This window comes from Tepiditoga spiralis, assembly GCF_014701195.1.
GTDB classification, from domain to species: domain Bacteria; phylum Thermotogota; class Thermotogae; order Petrotogales; family Petrotogaceae; genus Tepiditoga; species Tepiditoga spiralis.
The window spans coordinates 477,221-496,688 of sequence record NZ_AP018712.1; the positions used below are offsets into that span (position 1 = coordinate 477,221).

At 24.7% G+C, this 19,468-nt stretch carries 12 protein-coding genes; 6 read left to right on the forward strand and 6 right to left on the reverse strand.

Annotated elements, in window-relative coordinates; translation table 11 throughout:
- Positions 1-2: 2 nt before the first annotated feature.
- The gene (locus tag IGS63_RS02135; protein WP_190615400.1) at positions 3-1,085 is read left to right on the forward strand and encodes a toxic anion resistance protein; all 1,083 of its coding nucleotides are present in this window, start codon (positions 3-5) and stop codon (positions 1,083-1,085) included.
- Between the two features lie 21 nt (positions 1,086-1,106).
- Here the strand turns inward: IGS63_RS02135 and IGS63_RS02140 are convergent, their stop codons facing one another.
- Entirely contained in the window at positions 1,107-4,145 is a 3,039-nt protein-coding gene (locus IGS63_RS02140; protein WP_190615401.1) for an Eco57I restriction-modification methylase domain-containing protein, read from the reverse strand.
- Between the two features lie 183 nt (positions 4,146-4,328).
- Here IGS63_RS02140 and IGS63_RS02145 point away from each other — a divergent pair, with 183 nt between their 5' ends.
- The 5 genes from IGS63_RS02145 (at position 4,329) to IGS63_RS02165 (ending at position 13,792) form a co-directional block, all read left to right on the forward strand.
- Complete coding sequence (locus tag IGS63_RS02145; RefSeq protein WP_190615402.1) at positions 4,329-6,671, forward strand: HD domain-containing phosphohydrolase; 2,343 nt, start codon at positions 4,329-4,331, stop codon at positions 6,669-6,671.
- Between the two features lie 18 nt (positions 6,672-6,689).
- Positions 6,690-7,925: an aminopeptidase P family protein gene (locus IGS63_RS02150; protein WP_190615403.1), complete on the forward strand. Its 1,236-nt coding sequence runs from the start codon at positions 6,690-6,692 to the stop codon at positions 7,923-7,925.
- A 4-nt stretch (positions 7,926-7,929) separates the two neighbouring features.
- On the forward strand, positions 7,930-11,010 hold the full coding sequence (locus IGS63_RS02155; protein ID WP_190615404.1) for a UvrD-helicase domain-containing protein: 3,081 nt from the start codon (positions 7,930-7,932) through the stop codon (positions 11,008-11,010).
- Positions 11,011-11,201: 191 nt separating this feature from the next.
- On the forward strand, positions 11,202-13,253 hold the full coding sequence (locus IGS63_RS02160) for a methyl-accepting chemotaxis protein (protein WP_190615405.1): 2,052 nt from the start codon (positions 11,202-11,204) through the stop codon (positions 13,251-13,253).
- 74 nt (positions 13,254-13,327) lie between these two features.
- Positions 13,328-13,792 carry a chemotaxis protein CheX gene (locus IGS63_RS02165; RefSeq protein WP_190615406.1) on the forward strand — a complete coding sequence of 155 codons (465 nt, stop codon included), beginning with the start codon at positions 13,328-13,330 and terminating at the stop codon, positions 13,790-13,792.
- Positions 13,793-13,827: 35 nt separating this feature from the next.
- Here the strand turns inward: IGS63_RS02165 and arcC are convergent, their stop codons facing one another.
- The 5 genes from arcC to IGS63_RS02190 all read right to left on the reverse strand — a co-directional run bounded on the left by arcC (position 13,828) and on the right by IGS63_RS02190 (position 19,299).
- The gene (arcC, locus tag IGS63_RS02170; RefSeq protein ID WP_190615407.1) at positions 13,828-14,763 is read right to left on the reverse strand and encodes a carbamate kinase; all 936 of its coding nucleotides are present in this window, start codon (positions 14,761-14,763) and stop codon (positions 13,828-13,830) included.
- A gap of 14 nt (positions 14,764-14,777) precedes the next feature.
- The gene (argF, locus tag IGS63_RS02175) at positions 14,778-15,770 is read right to left on the reverse strand and encodes an ornithine carbamoyltransferase (RefSeq protein WP_190614381.1); all 993 of its coding nucleotides are present in this window, start codon (positions 15,768-15,770) and stop codon (positions 14,778-14,780) included.
- Positions 15,771-15,859: 89 nt separating this feature from the next.
- On the reverse strand, positions 15,860-17,074 hold the full coding sequence (arcA, locus tag IGS63_RS02180; RefSeq protein WP_190614380.1) for an arginine deiminase: 1,215 nt from the start codon (positions 17,072-17,074) through the stop codon (positions 15,860-15,862).
- A gap of 345 nt (positions 17,075-17,419) precedes the next feature.
- Positions 17,420-18,643: a glycerate kinase type-2 family protein gene (locus tag IGS63_RS02185; RefSeq protein WP_190615408.1), complete on the reverse strand. Its 1,224-nt coding sequence runs from the start codon at positions 18,641-18,643 to the stop codon at positions 17,420-17,422.
- Positions 18,640-19,299, reverse strand: a complete 660-nt coding sequence (locus tag IGS63_RS02190) for a hypothetical protein (RefSeq protein ID WP_190615409.1) — start codon at positions 19,297-19,299, stop codon at positions 18,640-18,642. Before IGS63_RS02190 ends, IGS63_RS02185 begins: the two co-directional genes overlap by 4 nt.
- Positions 19,300-19,468 lie beyond the last annotated feature (169 nt).

Sequence of the window (19,468 nt, forward strand, 5' to 3'; positions counted from 1 at the left end):
AAATGGCTGATGAATTTAAAATTGAAAATGAAAACATTGAAGAAGTAAAAAATGAAATAGAGTTAAAAGTAAAAAATTCTCCAGAAGTACAAGCTATATCTTCACAAATAGATTTTAAAAATGTTGAATCAATATTGACCTTCGGAAAAGAAACTGCTGAAGAAATATCAAAATTTGCAGATAAAATTTTGAATTCTATTGAAACAACAAAAATAGAAGATTCTGGAACGCTTTTAGTTCAATTAAACAAGATCATGGATAAGTTCGATATAAAGGATTTTAATGATGCTGAAAAAAAGCAAGGTTTATTAAAAAAATTATTTAAAAAAGCAGAAAAAACTATTGATGGGTTATTAAAAAAATACCATACAATGGGTGGAGAAGTTGATAAAGTATATATTCAATTAAAAGAATATGAAAATGAAATTACTCAAAGTAATAGAATGCTTGAAGAAATGTTCAATAAAAATATGGAATATTATGAAACTCTAGAAAAATACATTCAAGCTGGTCATATTGTTGTTGAAAGATTAAAAAGTGAAATATTACCTCAACTTGAAGAAAAAACCAAATCAGGAGAACAAATAGATCAAGTAAATTATTCTAATGGTTTACAGGTTCTTGAAATGATGGAACAAAGAATTTATGATCTTGAACTTGCAAAAAGTGTCGCTCTCCAAACTATGCCACAAATAAAATTAATTCAAAAAGGTAATTATAATTTAATAAGAAAAATAAACTCTGCATTCATAATAACCATTCCTATTTTTAAACAAGGATTAAACCAAGCAATAACTCTTAAAAGGCAAAAAATTCAAGCACAAGCAATGGCAGCGCTTGATGAAAAAACAAATGAACTTTTATTGAGAAACGCTCAAAATACGGCTATGCAATCAAAAATGACTGCACAACTTGCAGGTAGTAGTTCTATAAAATTAGAAACATTAGAAGAAACTTGGAAAACTATAATGAAAGGCATTGATGAAACTCGTGAAATTCAAGAAAATCTAAAACAAGAAAGAATAAATGGTACCAAAAAACTTCATGAACTTCAAAACGAATATAATAATAAGATAAAAAAATAATGGATAGTCTTAGACTATCCATTATTTTATAAAAGTTAATTTATTTAAATTATATTTAATTCCTTTCTCGGGTATCGGAGATAATTTTAATAAATTTTCATCAATAGTTTTTAATTTTTCTATTCGTTTTAAATCTTTGTCTGTTTTAAACCGTTTTAATTCTAATTGCTTAATTTCTGGTTTGATATAAACTTTTGAAATTAACTGAAATGTTCCTGAATTTAACCTTGAAAAAAGCAGAAATACTGTATCAATTTTCCAAATAATAGGTGCATTTTTATACAGTTTTTTATGTGATTTTATATAATCTGTAATTAAATATTTTTCTATTGATTTTCCAGTAAAAGAACTAAAAAAATCATCTGTTATACCTACTTTTTCAAGATCCAACATTATTCTTGTTGAAAGCGGTTTAATCTTTTCTTTAGTTTTTTCTACATCTAAAAAACCATATTCTGATTCCTTAAGAATCTTTTTTATTGAATGATCTATTGCAAGAAACAAATATTCTTGTACTCTGTATCTTGATAAAACATTACCTTTAATACTTTCTTCAAAAATTATTAAAGGGTTTAGTTTTAATTCAGTAGAAACTTTTTTTATTTGATTATCATAATCTATCTTCCAACGTTTATAATAAGATTTAAGTATTTTATCTTCAGTGTTTATTTTTTTAGTTTCTACTTTTAATGCTTCTATGTATGAATCTATATATTTTTGTAGTTTTTCAACTTCACTTTCTTCTATTTTAAATTCTTTTAAATAAGTTTTTGTCAATATATCCTTTAACTTAAGCAAATGATTTGTATGATTTTTATTTATCTTTAGCCATCCAACTGGTGTACTCATTTCTTTTAATACCAATTTAATATCTTTTTCATTTAAATTATAGAGTTCAAAAATAAGTTTATCTGCTATACTTTCAAATAAAGTCAAATATGTATCTAAAGAATCCCTTTTCTTTATAAAGTTTTTTATTCTCTTTACAGTATCCGTTTCTGTAATTAATGGCAATTGATTACATTGTAATTGATGTAATGGTGATCCTTTATAATGTAGTTCTATTGGATATATATCTAAGTTTTGTTTTTTTATTATTATTAATATTTTTCCTAATAAATCTAAAAATTTTGTTTTATCTATATCTTCAATTATATTTTTATGTATTGGAAGTTTTTTTAAATCTCCAACTTCTAAATCCACACTTCCTGCAATAAATTTATATAAAAACCTTCCAAAAGTACTATTTAAAATAGTTAAAATTCTAAATTTTAACTTTTCTTTTTTAAAAAATATAGAACTTCCTTTACAATCAAACATGAAATTTTTTGGTAAATATCTAAAAGTAGAACCTTTAGAAGTTGTCATTGAATAAGTTATCCCTTCTCTAAAGTAATACTGTCTACTTGGCAATTTATTTCCACTTTTTTTCAAAAGCTCTTTATTTTTATCATCATAAGCTATTACCCACCATAAATTACCATACCACATATTGTATGGTCCACCTTTAGAATAAGGTATCCATTTTTTATTTATTTCTTCTTTGGCTACTTCCCAATTGTATCTTAAAAACCTTTTATTATCTCCTGTTGCTATTCCTTGTCTTACATCAGCTATATCTTTTAATTGTAGATTAGAAAATATATTTAACAATTTTTGATTCATCCAATAAGCAAATGGAAATCCTGGAATCTTCTTAAAATTATTGTTGTCTATATAATAAACATTTCTTGAATATTCAAAATTTTTATTTTTCCATATATAAAATAATTTTTCTTTTTTATTCTTACTTTTTGTTAAATCTATATAAGTACCATGATTTAACTCTGATTTTTCCATTATATAAGCAGCAGTATCAACAAGTGCATCATTAAATACTCCACCAAGGCCAAATTGAACAAACATTCTTATATTCATATTGTTTAATATAAATTCACGTGTTTTTTGATAACTCGATATAAACATAAAAGTTTGTGGTGTAATCATTCCAAGTAATCCTTCATCTTTTAAAAAATCATAGTTCTTTTTTATAAAACAAGTATATAAATTTTTTTTAAAGTTTGTATACAATGAAAAAATCTTTTCTTTTAAATCTTTACTATAATTTGATGAATCAGTATATGGAGGATTTGATAAAACTATATCAAATTTTTGTTCAAATATTGTATTTTTTTGAAGACTTCCCAAGTCATCTGAAATACTATGTATATTAAAATTTAAAGTTTCAAAACAATTGTTTTCTAATGCTTTCAATTTTAAAATTAATTTTGTTGTTTGAATGGCTCTTTTATCTACATCTAAACCAAATAAATTATTTTCAATTATTAATTTTGAAGCATCTTCTGAGGATATTCCGTTTTCTTCATACATTTCAATTAATCTATCATAAGATTTTATTAAAAAATGTCCACTACCACAAGCTGGATCTAAAATACTTATATTTGATAAATCTTTATACTCTCTGTTCTTTTTAGGGATTATATTATACTTTTCTTTTAAATGTGTATACTTATTTATTTCAGAATAATAAGTTGTTAGTGTATTATCCACTAAAAATTCAATTATCCATTCAGGCGTATAAAATTGCGATTGAATTGCTATACTTTTATTATTTTCACGTACATCATCATTATAATATTGATAACACCATCCTAAAATATCATCTTTATTCCAATCTTTTACTAAATTTAATTCATTCATTATTTTTTTTAAAGCATATCCAGATAGAGAAATTTCTGGTTTTAAAAAAAATTCAGGTATTTTTTGATAAAGTTCATTAAAAGCTACTTGAAATACTTCATAATAAAGTTCCTCTGAATTTTTTTTTAAGTTCATTTTTTTTGATATTTTTTCATATATTAAAGAATCAGTTGATGTATATTCTTCACTTATTAAAAATTTTTCTTGCATAATTTTTAAAGCTACAATAGAGTTAAAGTGTGTAAATACCAATTCTTCAATATCTTTTATCTTTAATTTTTTTAAAGCTATTGAACTTTTTAAATCATTTTGTATAATAGATTTTATTTTTATAATAGTATTTGATAAGTTTTTATACATTATTCCTCCATTTTATAATGAATTTATATTTTTCCTCTGTATTATACCCCAAGAAAAATTTTTTTCAAAATCATTTATATTAAAAATATAAAATATTTCTTTTTTGTTTAAGCTTTTGACTTTAACATATCATTTGTTTTATAATATATATATAATATAGGTTAGATTATTTTATTCTTTGAGGTGATTGATATTAAAAAATACACAACTATTTTATTTTTAATTTTTGGAATTTTTATTTTTTCAAAAAACATTCTAATTTTAAATTCATATAGCTATGACTATACTTGGACAAAAAATATTACTTGGGGAATTTTAGATACACTTAATGAAAAATACAGTACATACATAGAATATATGGATACTAAAAGAAACAATTCTGATGAATATTATAAAAAATTATTTGATCTTTATTATATGAAATATAAAGATAAAAAAATAGATCTTGTTATTGCTTCAGATGATAATGCATATAACTTTATTGAAAAGTATGGAAAAAAATTTTTAATAAATATACCAGTAGTGTTTTGTGGAATAAATTACATACAAAAAACAAATATAAATAGTTCTAAAAACTTTTATGGAATAGGAGAATATGAAGATATTGATGGAACAATAAACATTGCTTTAAGCTTACACTCAAAAATCAAAAATATTTATTTTTTAATAGATGACTTTACTCAATCTGGAAAAATAATGTTTCAAGAATTAAATGATAATATAAACAAATATACTACAAAGTACAACAAAAATTTTGAAATAATTAAAGTTAATCATTTACAAGAATCTATTAAAAAAATAAGAACCTTAAAAGATGGAATAATAATTATTCAAGCATTTTTGAAAGATGCAAATGAAAATATCTTAAGCTTAGAAAAATCTCTAGAAATAATTGAAAAAAACTCAAAATTACCTATTTATGGCATGCTTTATTCTTATTTAGGTCATGGAATTGTTGGTGGAGTTTTAACAAGCGGATACTATCAGGGAGTTGAAGCAGCAAAAATATCAAAAAAACTTTTAACAAATCAAAAAGTTAGCAAAGAAGATATTTTGAAAGCAACGATAAATAGTAATCAAATATTTTTTGATTATAATCAAATGAAAAAATTTAATATATCAAAAAAACTGTTACCTAAAAAATCAATTTTAATAAATAATACACAATCATTTTTTGAAAAGTATAAAAAAGTTATTTTAATATACTTTTTTTCAATTACTATTTTAACTTCAATAATATTATTTTTAATTATAAATATTTATAAAAGAAAAAAAGCAGAAAATATTATTCAAAAACAAAATATGGAATTAGAAAGTAGCTATGAAGAACTTGAAGCTCAACATGAAGAACTTGAAGCTACACAAGAAGAGTTAACAAAAAATTATAAAAAAATCAAATCTGAAAAACAAAAAAATATAGAAATAAATGATAAATTAAATAAAATAATAGAAGTAACAGAAAAATTTAGTAAAATGAATACAACCTTTGATGAATTTTGTAATACTTTATTAAAAGCAGCCATTGCCTTAATACCAGAAGCTGATTATGGAAGTATTTCAATTATGGAAAAGGATAAATGGAACTATATTGCAACTGTAGGTCATGATTTAAATATTTTAAAAACTTTAGATTTAAAACCCGAATATGCATTGCAAATTAATGGAACTCAAGATATTAAAAGTTTTGAAGATTTCCACTTAGGAAATATGCCACAAAACATTAAAGAAAAGTTATACAAAGCTTCAAAACCTATAAAAGAAAGTCTAATGACAAAAATAAATATAGAAGAAAAAACACTTTGGATATGTCTTGATATAGATAAAAAAAGTATTAAAACTTTTAAAAGTTATTCAAAAGAAATAATAAATACCTTTATATATCTTGCAGAAAAGTTCATGCGATTAAATTTAAGAATGGATAAAGTTAAGAGTGCTTACTTAGATTTTTCTCAAAAACTTGCAACAATTGCAGAAGCACACGATGATTGTACTGGAAAACACGTAATTAGAGTAGGTGCTTTATCTGAATTAATAGCAAAAAAATATGGATTAAATAATGATAAAGTTCAAGATATAAAAAACTTTGCACCACTACATGATGTTGGAAAAATATTTGTATCCAATGAAATACTAACAAAAAATACTAAATTATCTAAAGAAGAATGGGAAGAAATGAAAAAACACACAATACACGCAAAAAGACTTTTAACAGGAGAATACTTTGAAATAGCATTAAAAATAGCATTAAACCATCATGAAAGATATGATGGAAGTGGTTATCCTATGGGTTTAAAAGGAAACGAAATACCTATAGAGGCTCAAATAGTTAGTATTGCTGATGTATACGATGCTTTACGTTCAGATAGACCTTATAAAAAAGCCTTTACTCACGAAGAAACTTTAAACATACTATTAATTGGAGATGGAAGAACATCTCCAAAACATTTTAATCCTAAAATTTTAAAAATATTTGAAGAAAATCATAAAGAAATTAAAACTTTATTCGACAAAATAAATAAAAACTAAATTTAAGGAGGAACCACAATGAACATAGAAACTTTATCAAAAAGAAGAAATGAATTATTAAAAACCTTACCAAATAATTCGATTGTAGTATTATTCTCTGGAAGAGAAAAGTTTAAAACTGCTGATGAACTTTATACATTTTCTCCAAACAGAAACTTTTTTTACTTTACAAATATAGAGCAGTCTGATGTTGCAATGATATTAATTAAAGAAAATGATAAAACTTCAGAATTTTTATTTATTGAAAAAAATGATCCTATAAAATCAAGATGGATTGGAGAAAAAATAAAACCAGAAGAAGCACAAAAAATTTCTGGAATAAAAAATATTAGATTTTTAGATACATTCAATGACTTTTTAAATCAACAAATACAAAAAAATGAAAATATATACTTTGATCTTGAAAGACAAAGTTGGAATAAAGGTAAAAGTGAAGCAGAAGAATTTGCTTTAGAATTAAAAAATAAATTTCCACATGTGAAAATAAACAATATATACAATAATATTTCTCAATTAAGAATGATCAAAGATGAAGAAGAAATAAAAAATATTAAAAAAGCAATTTCAATAACAAAATTAGGTATAGAAAATATGATAAAAAATGCTAAACCAAATATGATGGAATATGAATTAGAAGCTTACTTTGACTTTTCATTGATCTCAAATGGCATAAGGGAAAAAGCCTTTCATACAATAACTGCATCTGGAAAAAATGCAACTGTCTTACACTATTCTCAAAATAATTGTAAAGCAGAAGATAAAACACTAGTTTTATTAGATTTAGGTGCTGCTTACAATCATTATAGTGCTGATATAAGTAGAACATTTCCTGTAAACGGAAAGTTCACACAAAGACAAAAAGATGTGTATAACGCTGTTTTAAAAGCTCAAAAAGAAGTTGAAAAAAATGCTAAACCAGGAGTTACTTTAATTGAACTAAATGAAATAGCAAAAAAAGTTTTATCCAAAGAATGTAAAAGTTTAGGCTTAATAGAAAAAGATGATGAACTTATAAAATATTATTTTCATGGAGTATCTCATCATTTAGGGTTAGATACACACGATGTTGGAGATAGAAGTTTACCATTGCAAAAAGGAATGGTAATAACAAATGAACCAGGTCTTTATATTGAAGAAGAAGGTATTGGAATAAGAATAGAAGATGATTTATTAATAACAGAAAATGGATGTGAAGTTTTATCTAAAGAAATAATAAAAGAAGTAAGTGATATAGAAAACTTTATGGAGAACTGAAATTATGATTATAAAAAAAATAACGGACAATCCAAATAGAAATTTTTTTATCTCAGCATCAGCTGGAACTGGAAAAACATATACATTAACTCAATACTATATGAGTATACTTGAAAAAAATAAAGATTCAAATATAATTGATAAAATATTGGCCGTTACTTTTACAAATAAAGCTGCAGGAGAAATGCGCGAAAGAATAACTGAAAGTATTTATGAAAAAATGAATGCTGCAAAAACAAATAAAGAATATGAATATTGGAATGAAGTAAAAATAAGTTTATCTGGAGCTTGGATAAAAACTATAGATAGTTTTTGTTCAAGAATTTTAAAAGATAATAATGTTTTAATAGGTGTAGATCCAAACTTTACAATGATAAGTGAGTTTAAAAAAGAAAATGAAATAGAAAGAGCAGTTTATTATACTCTTAAAGTTATTTTAGAAACTTATGAAAATATTGATCCTGATTTGATAAATTTATCAACAGACAGAAAAAACAATGTAGAAAAAATACTTTTAGAGTTCAAAAAAGATAAAGAATTTAAGAAAATAGTAAAAGAATTTTTGAAAAATGAAGGTATTAAAAAATTTGAAGAATTATTAAAAGAAATGGTTAGAAATTGGCGTCTTGAAATGAAAAGAGCTATTGTAGAAACTATGGAACTTTCAGAAAATGGAGACTTATATACAAATTTTTTAAAACTTTTAAAAAATGCTTCATATATTGCATCTGAATTTTATGAATCATTAACTATTGATCAATTTAAATATGATTTTAAAGGTATTTTAGAAAAAACAATATTAACCTTAGAAAATAATAACATACTAAAAAAGTATCAAAATAAATTTAAGTACATTATTGTTGATGAATATCAAGATACAAATTATCTTCAAAAAGAAATATTTGACAAACTGCATCATGAAAATAATTATTTATTCTATGTTGGAGATAGAAAACAATCCATATATAGATTTAGAGGTGCAGATGTATCAGTTTTTTCAAAAACCGAAAATGAATTTAAAAACAAAAATTATATAGTTGAAAGTTTAAATACAAATAGACGTTCAAACAGTGAAATTGTAAGTTATATAAATAAGCTTTCAAAAGATGTTTTATTTGAAAAAAATAATATATATATGGATGATGTTGAAAGTGAACTATTCGAAAGTATATGCTTTAAAGAAATAGATGAGTGTAATTATGAAATAAAAGAAAATAAAAATATTACGCCAAATCTTTTAAAAGATGATAATAAAAGAATAAAATATATATACGCTACTCCTGAAAAAGATAATAAAGAATTAAGAGTAAAAAAAGAAGCAGAAACAATAATCAAAACTATAAAAAATCTTTTAAATAAAGAAATGACATTTAGAAAAAGAAAAAATGGAAAAATAATATTTGAAACAAGAAAAATAAAACCTGGTGATATAGCCTTATTATTAAAACAATTAAGTGGCTATGAAGAAATTTTAAAAAATGAATTTCAAAAAAATAATATTCCCTATTATATAGTAGGAGGAAAATCATTTTATTATAAACCTGAAGTTCAAGCTGTTTTTAGTGCTTTAAGCGCTGTTCAAAACCCTTATAATGATTATGAATTTATAAAATATATGATGTCTTTAATTGGTGGAATGACATTAAATCAATTACACACCTTAATAAAAAATAAAAAAAATTCATTATTTGAAACCTTTGAAACTATTGAATTTTCTTCTGAAAGATTAAATAGAGCCTATTTAGTATTAAAAAAATATAGAAATTTAAGATATTATATGAAACCTACAGATATATTAAAAGGTATAATAAAAGAAACTAAGTATTTAGTATACTTAATGGCTCTAGATAATTCTGAATCGGCTATTTCTAATGTAAAAAAATTAATTACAGGGTCACAACAATATGATTCAATAGCAAATACCTTTTCTGAACTTGTAAAGTTACTAAAAAAATCTACAGAAGTTGATGAGAAAGAAGCTGTTTTAGAAGATGAAAAATCTAATAGTGTAAAAATAATGACAATACACAAATCAAAAGGTCTAGAATTTCCTATAGTTTTACTTGGTGGGTTGCATAATAAAATAGACAAAAAAATAATTAAAAATATTGATTTTTCATTACCAAATTCAAATGGTGAAAGATATTATTTACTAAAAAATGTTATGAAAAATACCTTAAATGAAAGCTCTAATTATATATTAAAATGGTTTAAAAATAATGATTTTTTAGAAAAAACAGAAACAAATAGATTAATCTATGTAGCAACAACAAGAGCTAAAGAAATGTTAATACCTATTTTAATAAATACAAAAAGTAACTCTTATAATAATTATTTTTTTAATTATAAATATGATAATATAGATAAAATAAATGAAATTGATTTAAAAGATATTAAAATAAACAATAAAATTGAAGAAATAATTTTCAAAGATATACCTAAAAATAATCTAAAAAACTTAAAAAACTTAGCTTATAAACAATATATTGCACCAACTTATTTAATAAATGAACCAAAAGAAAGTGAAGAAAAATTCTTAAAAAATATTGGAATAAGCTACAAAAAATATTTTAAACAAAGTGTTTTTTCAGACGAAGAATTAATGTTTAGAGGTTCACAATTACATTTAAAGTTACAGAGTGCACCATCTTTAATTCATTTAAAAAAATTAATAGATAAAGAAAAAAATAGAAATTATGATTATTTACCTCCTAAATTTGATGAATTAAACATAGTAAAAAAAGCTTTTGGAAAAAATGAAATAGTAAAAACTGAATGGAGATTAGTAAAAAAAATTGAAATCAATAATAAAGAATACATGTTATTTGGAATACCTGACAGAGTTTTAATAAACAATGGAAATATAGAAGTTATAGATTATAAATTTTCTGATCTTTTAAATAAAAATAAAATTAAAGATTATATATTTCAACTTCAATTTTATATGTATCTTTTAAAAGATTTTGGATATCCTAAAAAAGGCTATATTCTTAGTATTAAAGAAACCAAAGAACCTATAGAAGTAACTTATAATAATGATATTGAACTTGAAATAATTAATAAAATAAAAAAATTACAGATTTAATCTGTAATTTTTTTATTTTATTATTTTTTTATTTATTATAAATAAATATATATAAGAAATATTAAACACTACTTTTTAATTAATCACATGATTAATTAAAAACAATTTATTTTAGTTAACTTTAAAGAAACATAATATAAATATTATAAATGTATAATTAATATTAGACAAAATTCTTTGGAGGTGAAAAAATGAATAGCTTAAAATGGAGAATGGTCTTTATAATTGGAACTCTTGTAACTGCCATTTTATTAATATCTGGATCAATATCAGTTATTTATTTAAGAAATCAAACAATATCTCAATTAGAAACTAATTCAAAAGAAGTTTTAAAAAGTCAAGCAAAATATGTTGAAATGTGGTTTAATGAAAAAATAGATACATTAAATAATATGGCTAATGCTGAATTTAAAAACACAAATTTTAATGAAAAAGATAATGTTCAAAAGCTAAAAAGAGAGTACAATGTTAATAAAAAATTTTTTGAAATGTTTTTTGTTGCAAGAAAAGATGGTTTTTCTTATACAAATTTAGATGGAGTAACTGCAAACGTAGCTGATAGACAGTACTTTAAAGAAATAATGTCTGGAAAAAATTATGCCATCTCAGGAATGTTAATATCTAGAGCCACACAAAATCCAATCATAGTTGTAGCTGTTCCAATAAAAGATAACTCTGGAAAAACAATTGGAATGATTGGAGGAACAGTTCTTTTAGATAGTTTTCAAAGTCTTATAAACGGTCTTAAAATATCAAACTTAGGTTATGGTTGGGCAATAGATAATACAGGTTTAGTAATTGCACATAAAGATAAAAGTTCTATAGGAAAGGTTAATATAATTAATGCCGATAAAGATTTTGGATATAATGGCTTAACCAATATTTATAACAGATTAAAAAAAGGCGAAATAAATCTGGAAGAAGTAACATTACCTGACAAAAGTCAAGCATTTATAGCTTTTTCTCCAATAGGAAAAACAGGATTTTCTTTTGGAGTAACTATAGATAAAAATTCTATGTTAAAAAATGTATACACTATGATAAAATACTTTATAATAATAATAGCTGCATTTTTATTTATAGGTATATTTTCTGCATACTTAATTGGAAATGCTGTTTCTAAACCTATAATAGAACTTTCAAAAGAAATAGAAAAACTAGGCGATGGAATATTAGATGTTAATATTGAAAATATTAGAAAAGATGAAATAGGTAAAATGCAAGAATCACTTTTAAAAACAACTCAAAAATTAAAATCAATGGTAAAACAAATATTGGGAATATCTATGAATGTTAATAGTTCTTCTACTGAATTATCAGCAACTTCAGAAGAAGCCTCTGCAACTAATCAAGAAATTTCTGCACAAGCAGATCAAATAAATGAAAGCACACAAAGTGTATCAGCTTCCTTGCAAGAAATGGGAGCAAATATAGAAGAAATAACTTCTGCTTCAAATAATCTTGTTTCATTTATAAATAATGTCGTTGAAGAATCTAATGGAATGAAAAAAAATGCAGAAATAGGAAAAACAAATATAAAGAATATAGAAGATGTTATAGCTAAAATTTCTGAAGAAATGCTTGAAAGTTCAAAAATGTCAAATAAATTGTATGAAAAATCAGCAAATATAATGCAAATAGTTGAAACAATAAACAATATTACTGAACAAACAAACTTGTTGGCATTAAATGCTGCAATAGAAGCTGCAAGAGCCGGAGAAGCCGGAAAAGGATTTGCTGTTGTTGCTGATGAAATAAGAAAGTTGGCAGAAGAAAGCAGAAGTGCCACAGAAGATATTTCTCAAATTTTATCCGAAGTCTTTGATTCTATTAAAAATTTAAACAAAAAATCAGAAGAAATTAGTGAAGTTGCAATAAATGCAAAAGATAATGAAGAAGATGCAGCACATAGCGTTGAACAAATAATGGATGAAATAGAAAAAATAGTAGATAGAGTTGGAGAAATTTCAATAGCTATAAATCAACAAAATTCAAGTACAAATGAAATATTATCGGCTGTAAATGTATCTGTATCTTCCATTGAAAATATATCAGAAGAAGTAAATGAACTTTCAGAAGCAATAAAAGTTCAAGTCAATGTAGCTCAAAATGTTGGAGAAAATAGCATGGATTTATCAGAACTATCAAAAAAATTAGAAGATCAATTAGAAAAAACTTTCAAATTAAAAGAAGAAGAAAAAGAAGAAATTTTAAAAACTTTAAGCTTAAAAGTAAAAGCTTAAACTCAATAAAAAACATAAAGAACATTTTGTAAATATTGTATTAATGTGATACAATATTTATGGAGGTGATTTTAATGCTTGATGTTAAAGTAATAAATGCTGTAATTGAAGCTTTAACTGGAACATTTAAAGCGGCTTCTAAAACTACTATTAGTTTAGGAAAGCCCCAAATGCTTAGAGATATTGGTGATTCATTTCAAATAATAACAACAATTGGATTCAATGGTGTTCTTGAAGGAAACTTAATATACTCTATGCCTGAAGATGTTGCTGTAAGTATTGTAACTAATATGATGGGTGGAATGATGCAAATTGATAAAATAGATGATATGGCTCTCAGCGCTATCGGTGAACTTGCAAATATGATATCTGGTGCAATTGCTATATCACTTGAAAAAACTGGATTTCCAATAAATATAACTCCTCCTTCTGTTTTAAATGGAGAAAAAATATCTGTAAGTGTTCATGGAACAATTTTAAAGTTTCCTGGTAAACTCCTTGATGATAAAGAAATGGATGTATTTTTAGTTGTTAAATAAAAAAAGATGGCTATGCCATCTTTTTTTGTTATTTATTATTGAGATATTAATGTTCCTGTTTTACCTTCAATACCTTCTTTAGCTTTTTCAAGAGAGGTTATTAAAGCTTTTCTTCCTTTTTTTGATTTTGCAAACTTAACAGCTGCAGTTACTTTTGGAAGCATTGAACCAGGTGCAAAATGTCCTTCATTCATATACTTTTCTGCTTCTTCAACAGATAAATCACTTAACCATTTTTCATTTTCTTTTCCATAATTTATAGCTACCTTTTCAACAGCAGTTAAAATAATTAAGTAATCTGCATCCAAAATTTCTGCCATTTTTTCACTTGCAAAATCTTTATCTATTACTGCTGGAACGCCTATTAATGAGTTACCTTCTTGAACAACAGGAATTCCACCCCCACCAACAGTAATAACTATATGATCATTTTTTACTAAATCCATAACGGCTTCTTTTTCAGCAACATCAACAGGAATTGGAGAAGGAACAACTCTTCTATAACCTCTTCCAGCATCTTCAACCATTGTATAACCTCTTGTTTCTTTCAATACTTCAGCTTCTTCTTTTGTATAAAACGCTCCAACTGGTTTTGTTGGTTTTTCAAATGCTTTATCATTTTTATCTACAATAACTTGTGTAATTATAGTGGCAACTGGTTTCTTTATACCTCTATTCAAAAGTTCTTCTCTTAATGCATTTTGCAAATGATATCCTATATAACCTTGACTCATAGCTCCACATTCTGGAAATGGCATTGCAGGAGTTCCTGCATCTGATTTTGATGAAACTTCCATAGCAAGATTTATCATACCAACTTGTGGACCATTTCCATGGGCAATAACAACTTCATGACCTGCTTCTATTAAATCTGCAATAGGTTTTGCTGTGTGTTTAACCAATTTTAATTGTTCTTCTGGTGTTTTTCCCAAAGCATTTCCACCGAGTGCAACGACTATTTTATCTTTCATAATTATATTCCTCCTTATAGATTTCCAATAGTAGCAACCATAACAGCTTTAATGGTATGCATTCTATTTTCAGCTTCATCAAAAACCTTAGAATGTCTACTTCTAAATACTTCATCAGTAACTTCCATTGATTCAAGACCAAATTTTTCGAATATATCTTTACCTACAACTGTATTTTTATCATGGAATGAAGGTAAACAGTGTAAGAAGATAACATCATCATTTTCTGTTTTCTTTATCATTTCCATATTAACTTGATAATCTTTTAATAAATTAATTCTTTCTTCAAATTTGTCTTCTTCTCCCATTGAAACCCATACATCTGTATAGATAACATCTGCTCCTTTTACATCATCTACATTTTCTGTTAATGTTATTGTTGCTCCTGTTTCCTTTGCTACTTCTTTCATTTCATTTACAAGTTCTTCACTTGGCCATAATGATTTTGGTGCCAATGCAACAAAGTCCATTCCTGTTTTTGCTGCTCCTATCATTAATGAGTTTCCCATATTGTTTCTTGCATCTCCTACGAATACAAATTTTACTTTATTTAATGGTTTTGCTACATGTTCTTTTACTGTTAAAAAGTCTGCTAAGATTTGTGTTGGGTGGTATAAATCTGTTAACCCATTCCATACTGGTACTCCTGCATATTTTGCCAATGTTTCTACTGTTTCTTGTTTGAATCCTCTAAATTCTATTCCATCATAGAATCTTCCTAATACTTTTGCTGTATCTTCTATTGTTTCTTTCTTTCCCATTTGACTATTTGTTAAGTAAGTTACATTTGCTCCTTCATCATATGCTCCTACTTCAAATGCACATCTTGTTCTTGTTGATGACTTTTCAAATATTAATACTATATTTTTTCCTTCTAATAAGTTTCCTTTTATTCCTGCTCTTTTTTTTGCTTTTAAGTCCATTGATAAATCCAATAAGTATCTTATTTCCTCTGGTGTATATTCTTTTAATGTTAAAAAGTGTCTTCCTCTTAAGTTTACTGACATTGTATCCTTCCTCCTTCACTTTTTTTGTTGTGTTTTATTTTCAATATTTTTTATTTTAATTTTTGAGTTTTTAATGTTTGAGAACTATATTATTCTTCTCTAAATAGTGGCATACTCATACATCTTGGACCTCCACGTCCTCTTGAGAGTTCGCTTGATGGGATTTCGAGTATTTCTATTCCTGCTTCTTTAAATAATCTGTTGGTTACATAATTTCTATCATAAACTATTATCTTACCTGGAGCTATTGCCAATGCATTTGATCCATCATTCCATTGTTCTCTTTCTGCTGCTATTTCATCTGAGTCTCCACATCTTATTACCGTTGCTTTTTCTAATTCTAAGTGTCTTTTCAATATTTCTGATAGTTCTCCACTTTCTTCTGATACTGAATATCCTTTATCTTCTTTTCTCAATACAAATATTTTTATTATTCCTTCTAACTTTGGATGTACTACAAATTTGTCATAATCCAACATTGTAAATACTGTATCTAAGTGCATGTATGCTCTTGATTCTGGTATTAAAAATCCCAATATGCTTTCAAATGAATCTCCATATTTATGAAATATGTTGTTTGCTAATGCTTCTAGTGCTTCTGGATCTGTTCTTTGAGATATTCCAACTGCCAATGTCTTTTTGTTTAATACTAATACATCTCCACCTTCTAATGCGTATGGACAATCTTTTTCATAATACTTTGGTGTTCCTTTGTATTCTGGATGATTATTTATTACATATTCCATTAACATTGCTTCTCTTCTTCTTGCTGGTGTTCTCATTTTATTTATTGTTATTCCTTTTCCTATTGTTGCTGCTGGATCTCTTTGAAAGTATAAGTTTGGCATTGGATTTAAAAAGAAGGGTATTCCTAACTTGGCTTTTCTTACCTTTACTGAAAATATATCTTGTTTTAACTTCAATTCATTTGTTCTTACTCCTGCTATTAACTTGTCTACCATTTCTCTTGTACTCATTGAAGTTAACATCTCTATTAATGCTTCTCTTATATATTGATTGTTTATTTCTGATAGGTCTAAAAATTCTTTTACAAAGTCAAGTTTGTTATTTTGTGAGTCCATGGCTTCTACGAATAGATCTGTTACATACTTTACTTCTACGCCATTTTCTCTTAGAAGGTTGGCAAATGCATCGTGTTCCTCTTGTGCCTTTTTTAGGTAGGGTATATCATCAAACAGAAGATCTGCTAAGTAGCGTGGGGCTAAATTTTCTAATTCTTTTCCTGGCCGATGTAATAACACTCTCCGTAATTTCCCTATTTCACTATATACATTTATTTTCATATTATTTCCCCCTTACTAAAATAATTAAGTAACTTATTAAAGTCTCTTAAGTAATTTCATTATATTATTTAATTAAATAAAACACAACCTTATTTTTAGTCGTTTATAAAAAACTATTAGTAATAAAAAGACTTTTTTTAAAAAAATTTAAATTAAGCATAAAAACAATTAGAACATAAATTAAATATTATTTTTTAATAAAAATAATATTTAATTTATGTATATATTGTATTATCTTATGTTTAAAAATTTTAAATTTTCAAAAATAAAGCTTTGTTAAATAAAGAAATATTAATTTTAATATACTTTATATCATATTTTATATATTATATGATATAAAGTGTTTTATCTATTATTTTTTAATATAAAAGTAATATCATTTACATTAGTACCTGTTGGTCCAGTAAAAATTAAAGAATTTATTTTTTTTAAAGCATTGTAAGAATCATTATTTTTTAAAATTTTTTTCACATCAATATTTAATTCTTTCAAATTTTTTAAACTATTTCCATCAACAATTCCTCCTGCTGCATCTGTTGGTCCATCTGTTCCATCAGATGAAAATGAAGCAATAATCGTATCTTTAACTCCAGAAATATTTAATGCAGCAGTTAATGCTATTTCTTGATTCCTTCCACCTTTTCCGTTTCCTTTTACTTTAACAGTAGTTTCTCCTCCAAATATCAAACAAGTTGGTTCTTTTGACTCAAAATCTTTTGCTATATTTCCTATGAATTTTCCAGTTTCATCTGCATCTCCATTCATGCTTTTAACCATTATAATTGATTTATATCCAAGTAATTCTGAATTTTTTTTAACACTTTCACAAAATTTATTTATATCTCCTATTATGTGAGTTTCAATATTTTTTAATTTTTTAGGTGTTTCTATTTTTAAAGTTTCTAATATTTTTTTTGATATTTTTATATTATATTTTTCTATTATATTGAAAGCATCATTAGATGTAGTAAAATCTGGATATGCTGGTCCTGATGCTATTGTACTCAAATCATTTCCTAAAACATCAGATAATACAAGCGTCATTATCTTTGATTTCGTTAATTTTGCAAATTTCCCACCTTTTACCTTAGATAAATGTTTTCTAACTGTATTTATTTCTCTTATGTCTGCTCCTGATTTTAATAATTGTAAGTTTATTTCTTGCAACTCCTTTAAACTTATATTTTTTTCGGGTATTTCAAAAAGAGATGATCCTCCACCCGAAACTAAAAATAATAAAGTATCTTCTTCTTTTAAATTTGATGCAAATTCAATAGCTTTTTTAGTTGCTTTTATGGTATTTTCATCTGAAATTGGATGTCCTGCTTCATAAATATCAAAATTTTTAATACTTCCTTTTGAATGTTTATATTTAGTAATAATAATTCCTTTTTTTATTTTAGGTAATACTTTAAGTGCAGAATTAGCCATTTCCCATGCTGCTTTTCCTATTGCTAATGTATAAATATTCCCTTCAAATTTTTTATCTTTTAAAAAGTTTTCTACAGAAACATTTGGTAATACATCATTTATTGAATTTTTTATTATATTTAAAGCATCTTTTTTCATTTTAAAATCTCCTTTTTTAAATCTTTAAAAAGATTTTTCCACAATATTCTAAATTCAAAGTATTTTGGTGATAATTCTTTTGCTCTTAACTTTGCATAGTTAATAAATTCTTTAACTTCATTTTTTTCTAAAATATTTAATAATTTTTCTTCTGCATCTTTAAAATTTTTTTCTTCAAAAAACTCCCCAGGATATGGTTTTAGCTTTTCTATATCTATAGAATTTAATTCCTCAATATTTTTTGAATATTCAATCTTTTCTTTTTCATAAAAAAATCTCAAAATATCTTGTTTTAATTTACAAACATTAATTTTATTGCTTTCATTATATTCGGGAGGTAAATGAATTATATTTAAACTTTTATCTAAAAAAAAGGATAATCCTTCCATTTTTGCATTTATTAAATAATCTATATCTTCACCTCTTGTATTGTAAGGATCAAAAGATACTTTTTCAATAGTATTTCTGTGTAAAACCATGTTTCCACCAAAAATAATAGGTGTTTTTACTAAATTTCCAAATTTTTTATCTAATAATTCATAAGTTTTGTCCATAAGTTTTATTTTATTATCAAAAATATTGTTAGTATTTTTATCTTCAAAGCTTAATCTGTGATTACCTTGTTTATCTAAATAATATCCAGCAATACCTAACACAAGTTCATTATTATAATATTTTCCTATATACTTTGTTGCTTGAATTAAATAATTTTTAGGAATTATTTCATCATCATCTATTCCTATTTCACTACCTTCTATATAAGGAATTAATAATTGTAAATTTCTTATATTATTATAATTATTTAAATTTATTTCTTCTAAAATC

Coding starts and splice junctions, on each gene's coding strand:
- IGS63_RS02135 (WP_190615400.1), top strand. CDS start 3: ATGGCTGATGAATTTAAAATTGAAAATGAAAACATTGAAGAAGTAAAA.
- IGS63_RS02140 (WP_190615401.1), bottom strand. CDS start 4,145: ATGTATAAAAACTTATCAAATACTATTATAAAAATAAAATCTATTATA.
- IGS63_RS02150 (WP_190615403.1), top strand. CDS start 6,690: ATGAACATAGAAACTTTATCAAAAAGAAGAAATGAATTATTAAAAACC.
- IGS63_RS02155 (WP_190615404.1), top strand. CDS start 7,930: ATGATTATAAAAAAAATAACGGACAATCCAAATAGAAATTTTTTTATC.
- IGS63_RS02160 (WP_190615405.1), top strand. CDS start 11,202: ATGAATAGCTTAAAATGGAGAATGGTCTTTATAATTGGAACTCTTGTA.
- IGS63_RS02165 (WP_190615406.1), top strand. CDS start 13,328: ATGCTTGATGTTAAAGTAATAAATGCTGTAATTGAAGCTTTAACTGGA.
- arcC (WP_190615407.1), bottom strand. CDS start 14,763: ATGAAAGATAAAATAGTCGTTGCACTCGGTGGAAATGCTTTGGGAAAA.
- argF (WP_190614381.1), bottom strand. CDS start 15,770: ATGTCAGTAAACTTAAGAGGAAGACACTTTTTAACATTAAAAGAATAT.
- arcA (WP_190614380.1), bottom strand. CDS start 17,074: ATGAAAATAAATGTATATAGTGAAATAGGGAAATTACGGAGAGTGTTA.
- IGS63_RS02185 (WP_190615408.1), bottom strand. CDS start 18,643: ATGAAAAAAGATGCTTTAAATATAATAAAAAATTCAATAAATGATGTA.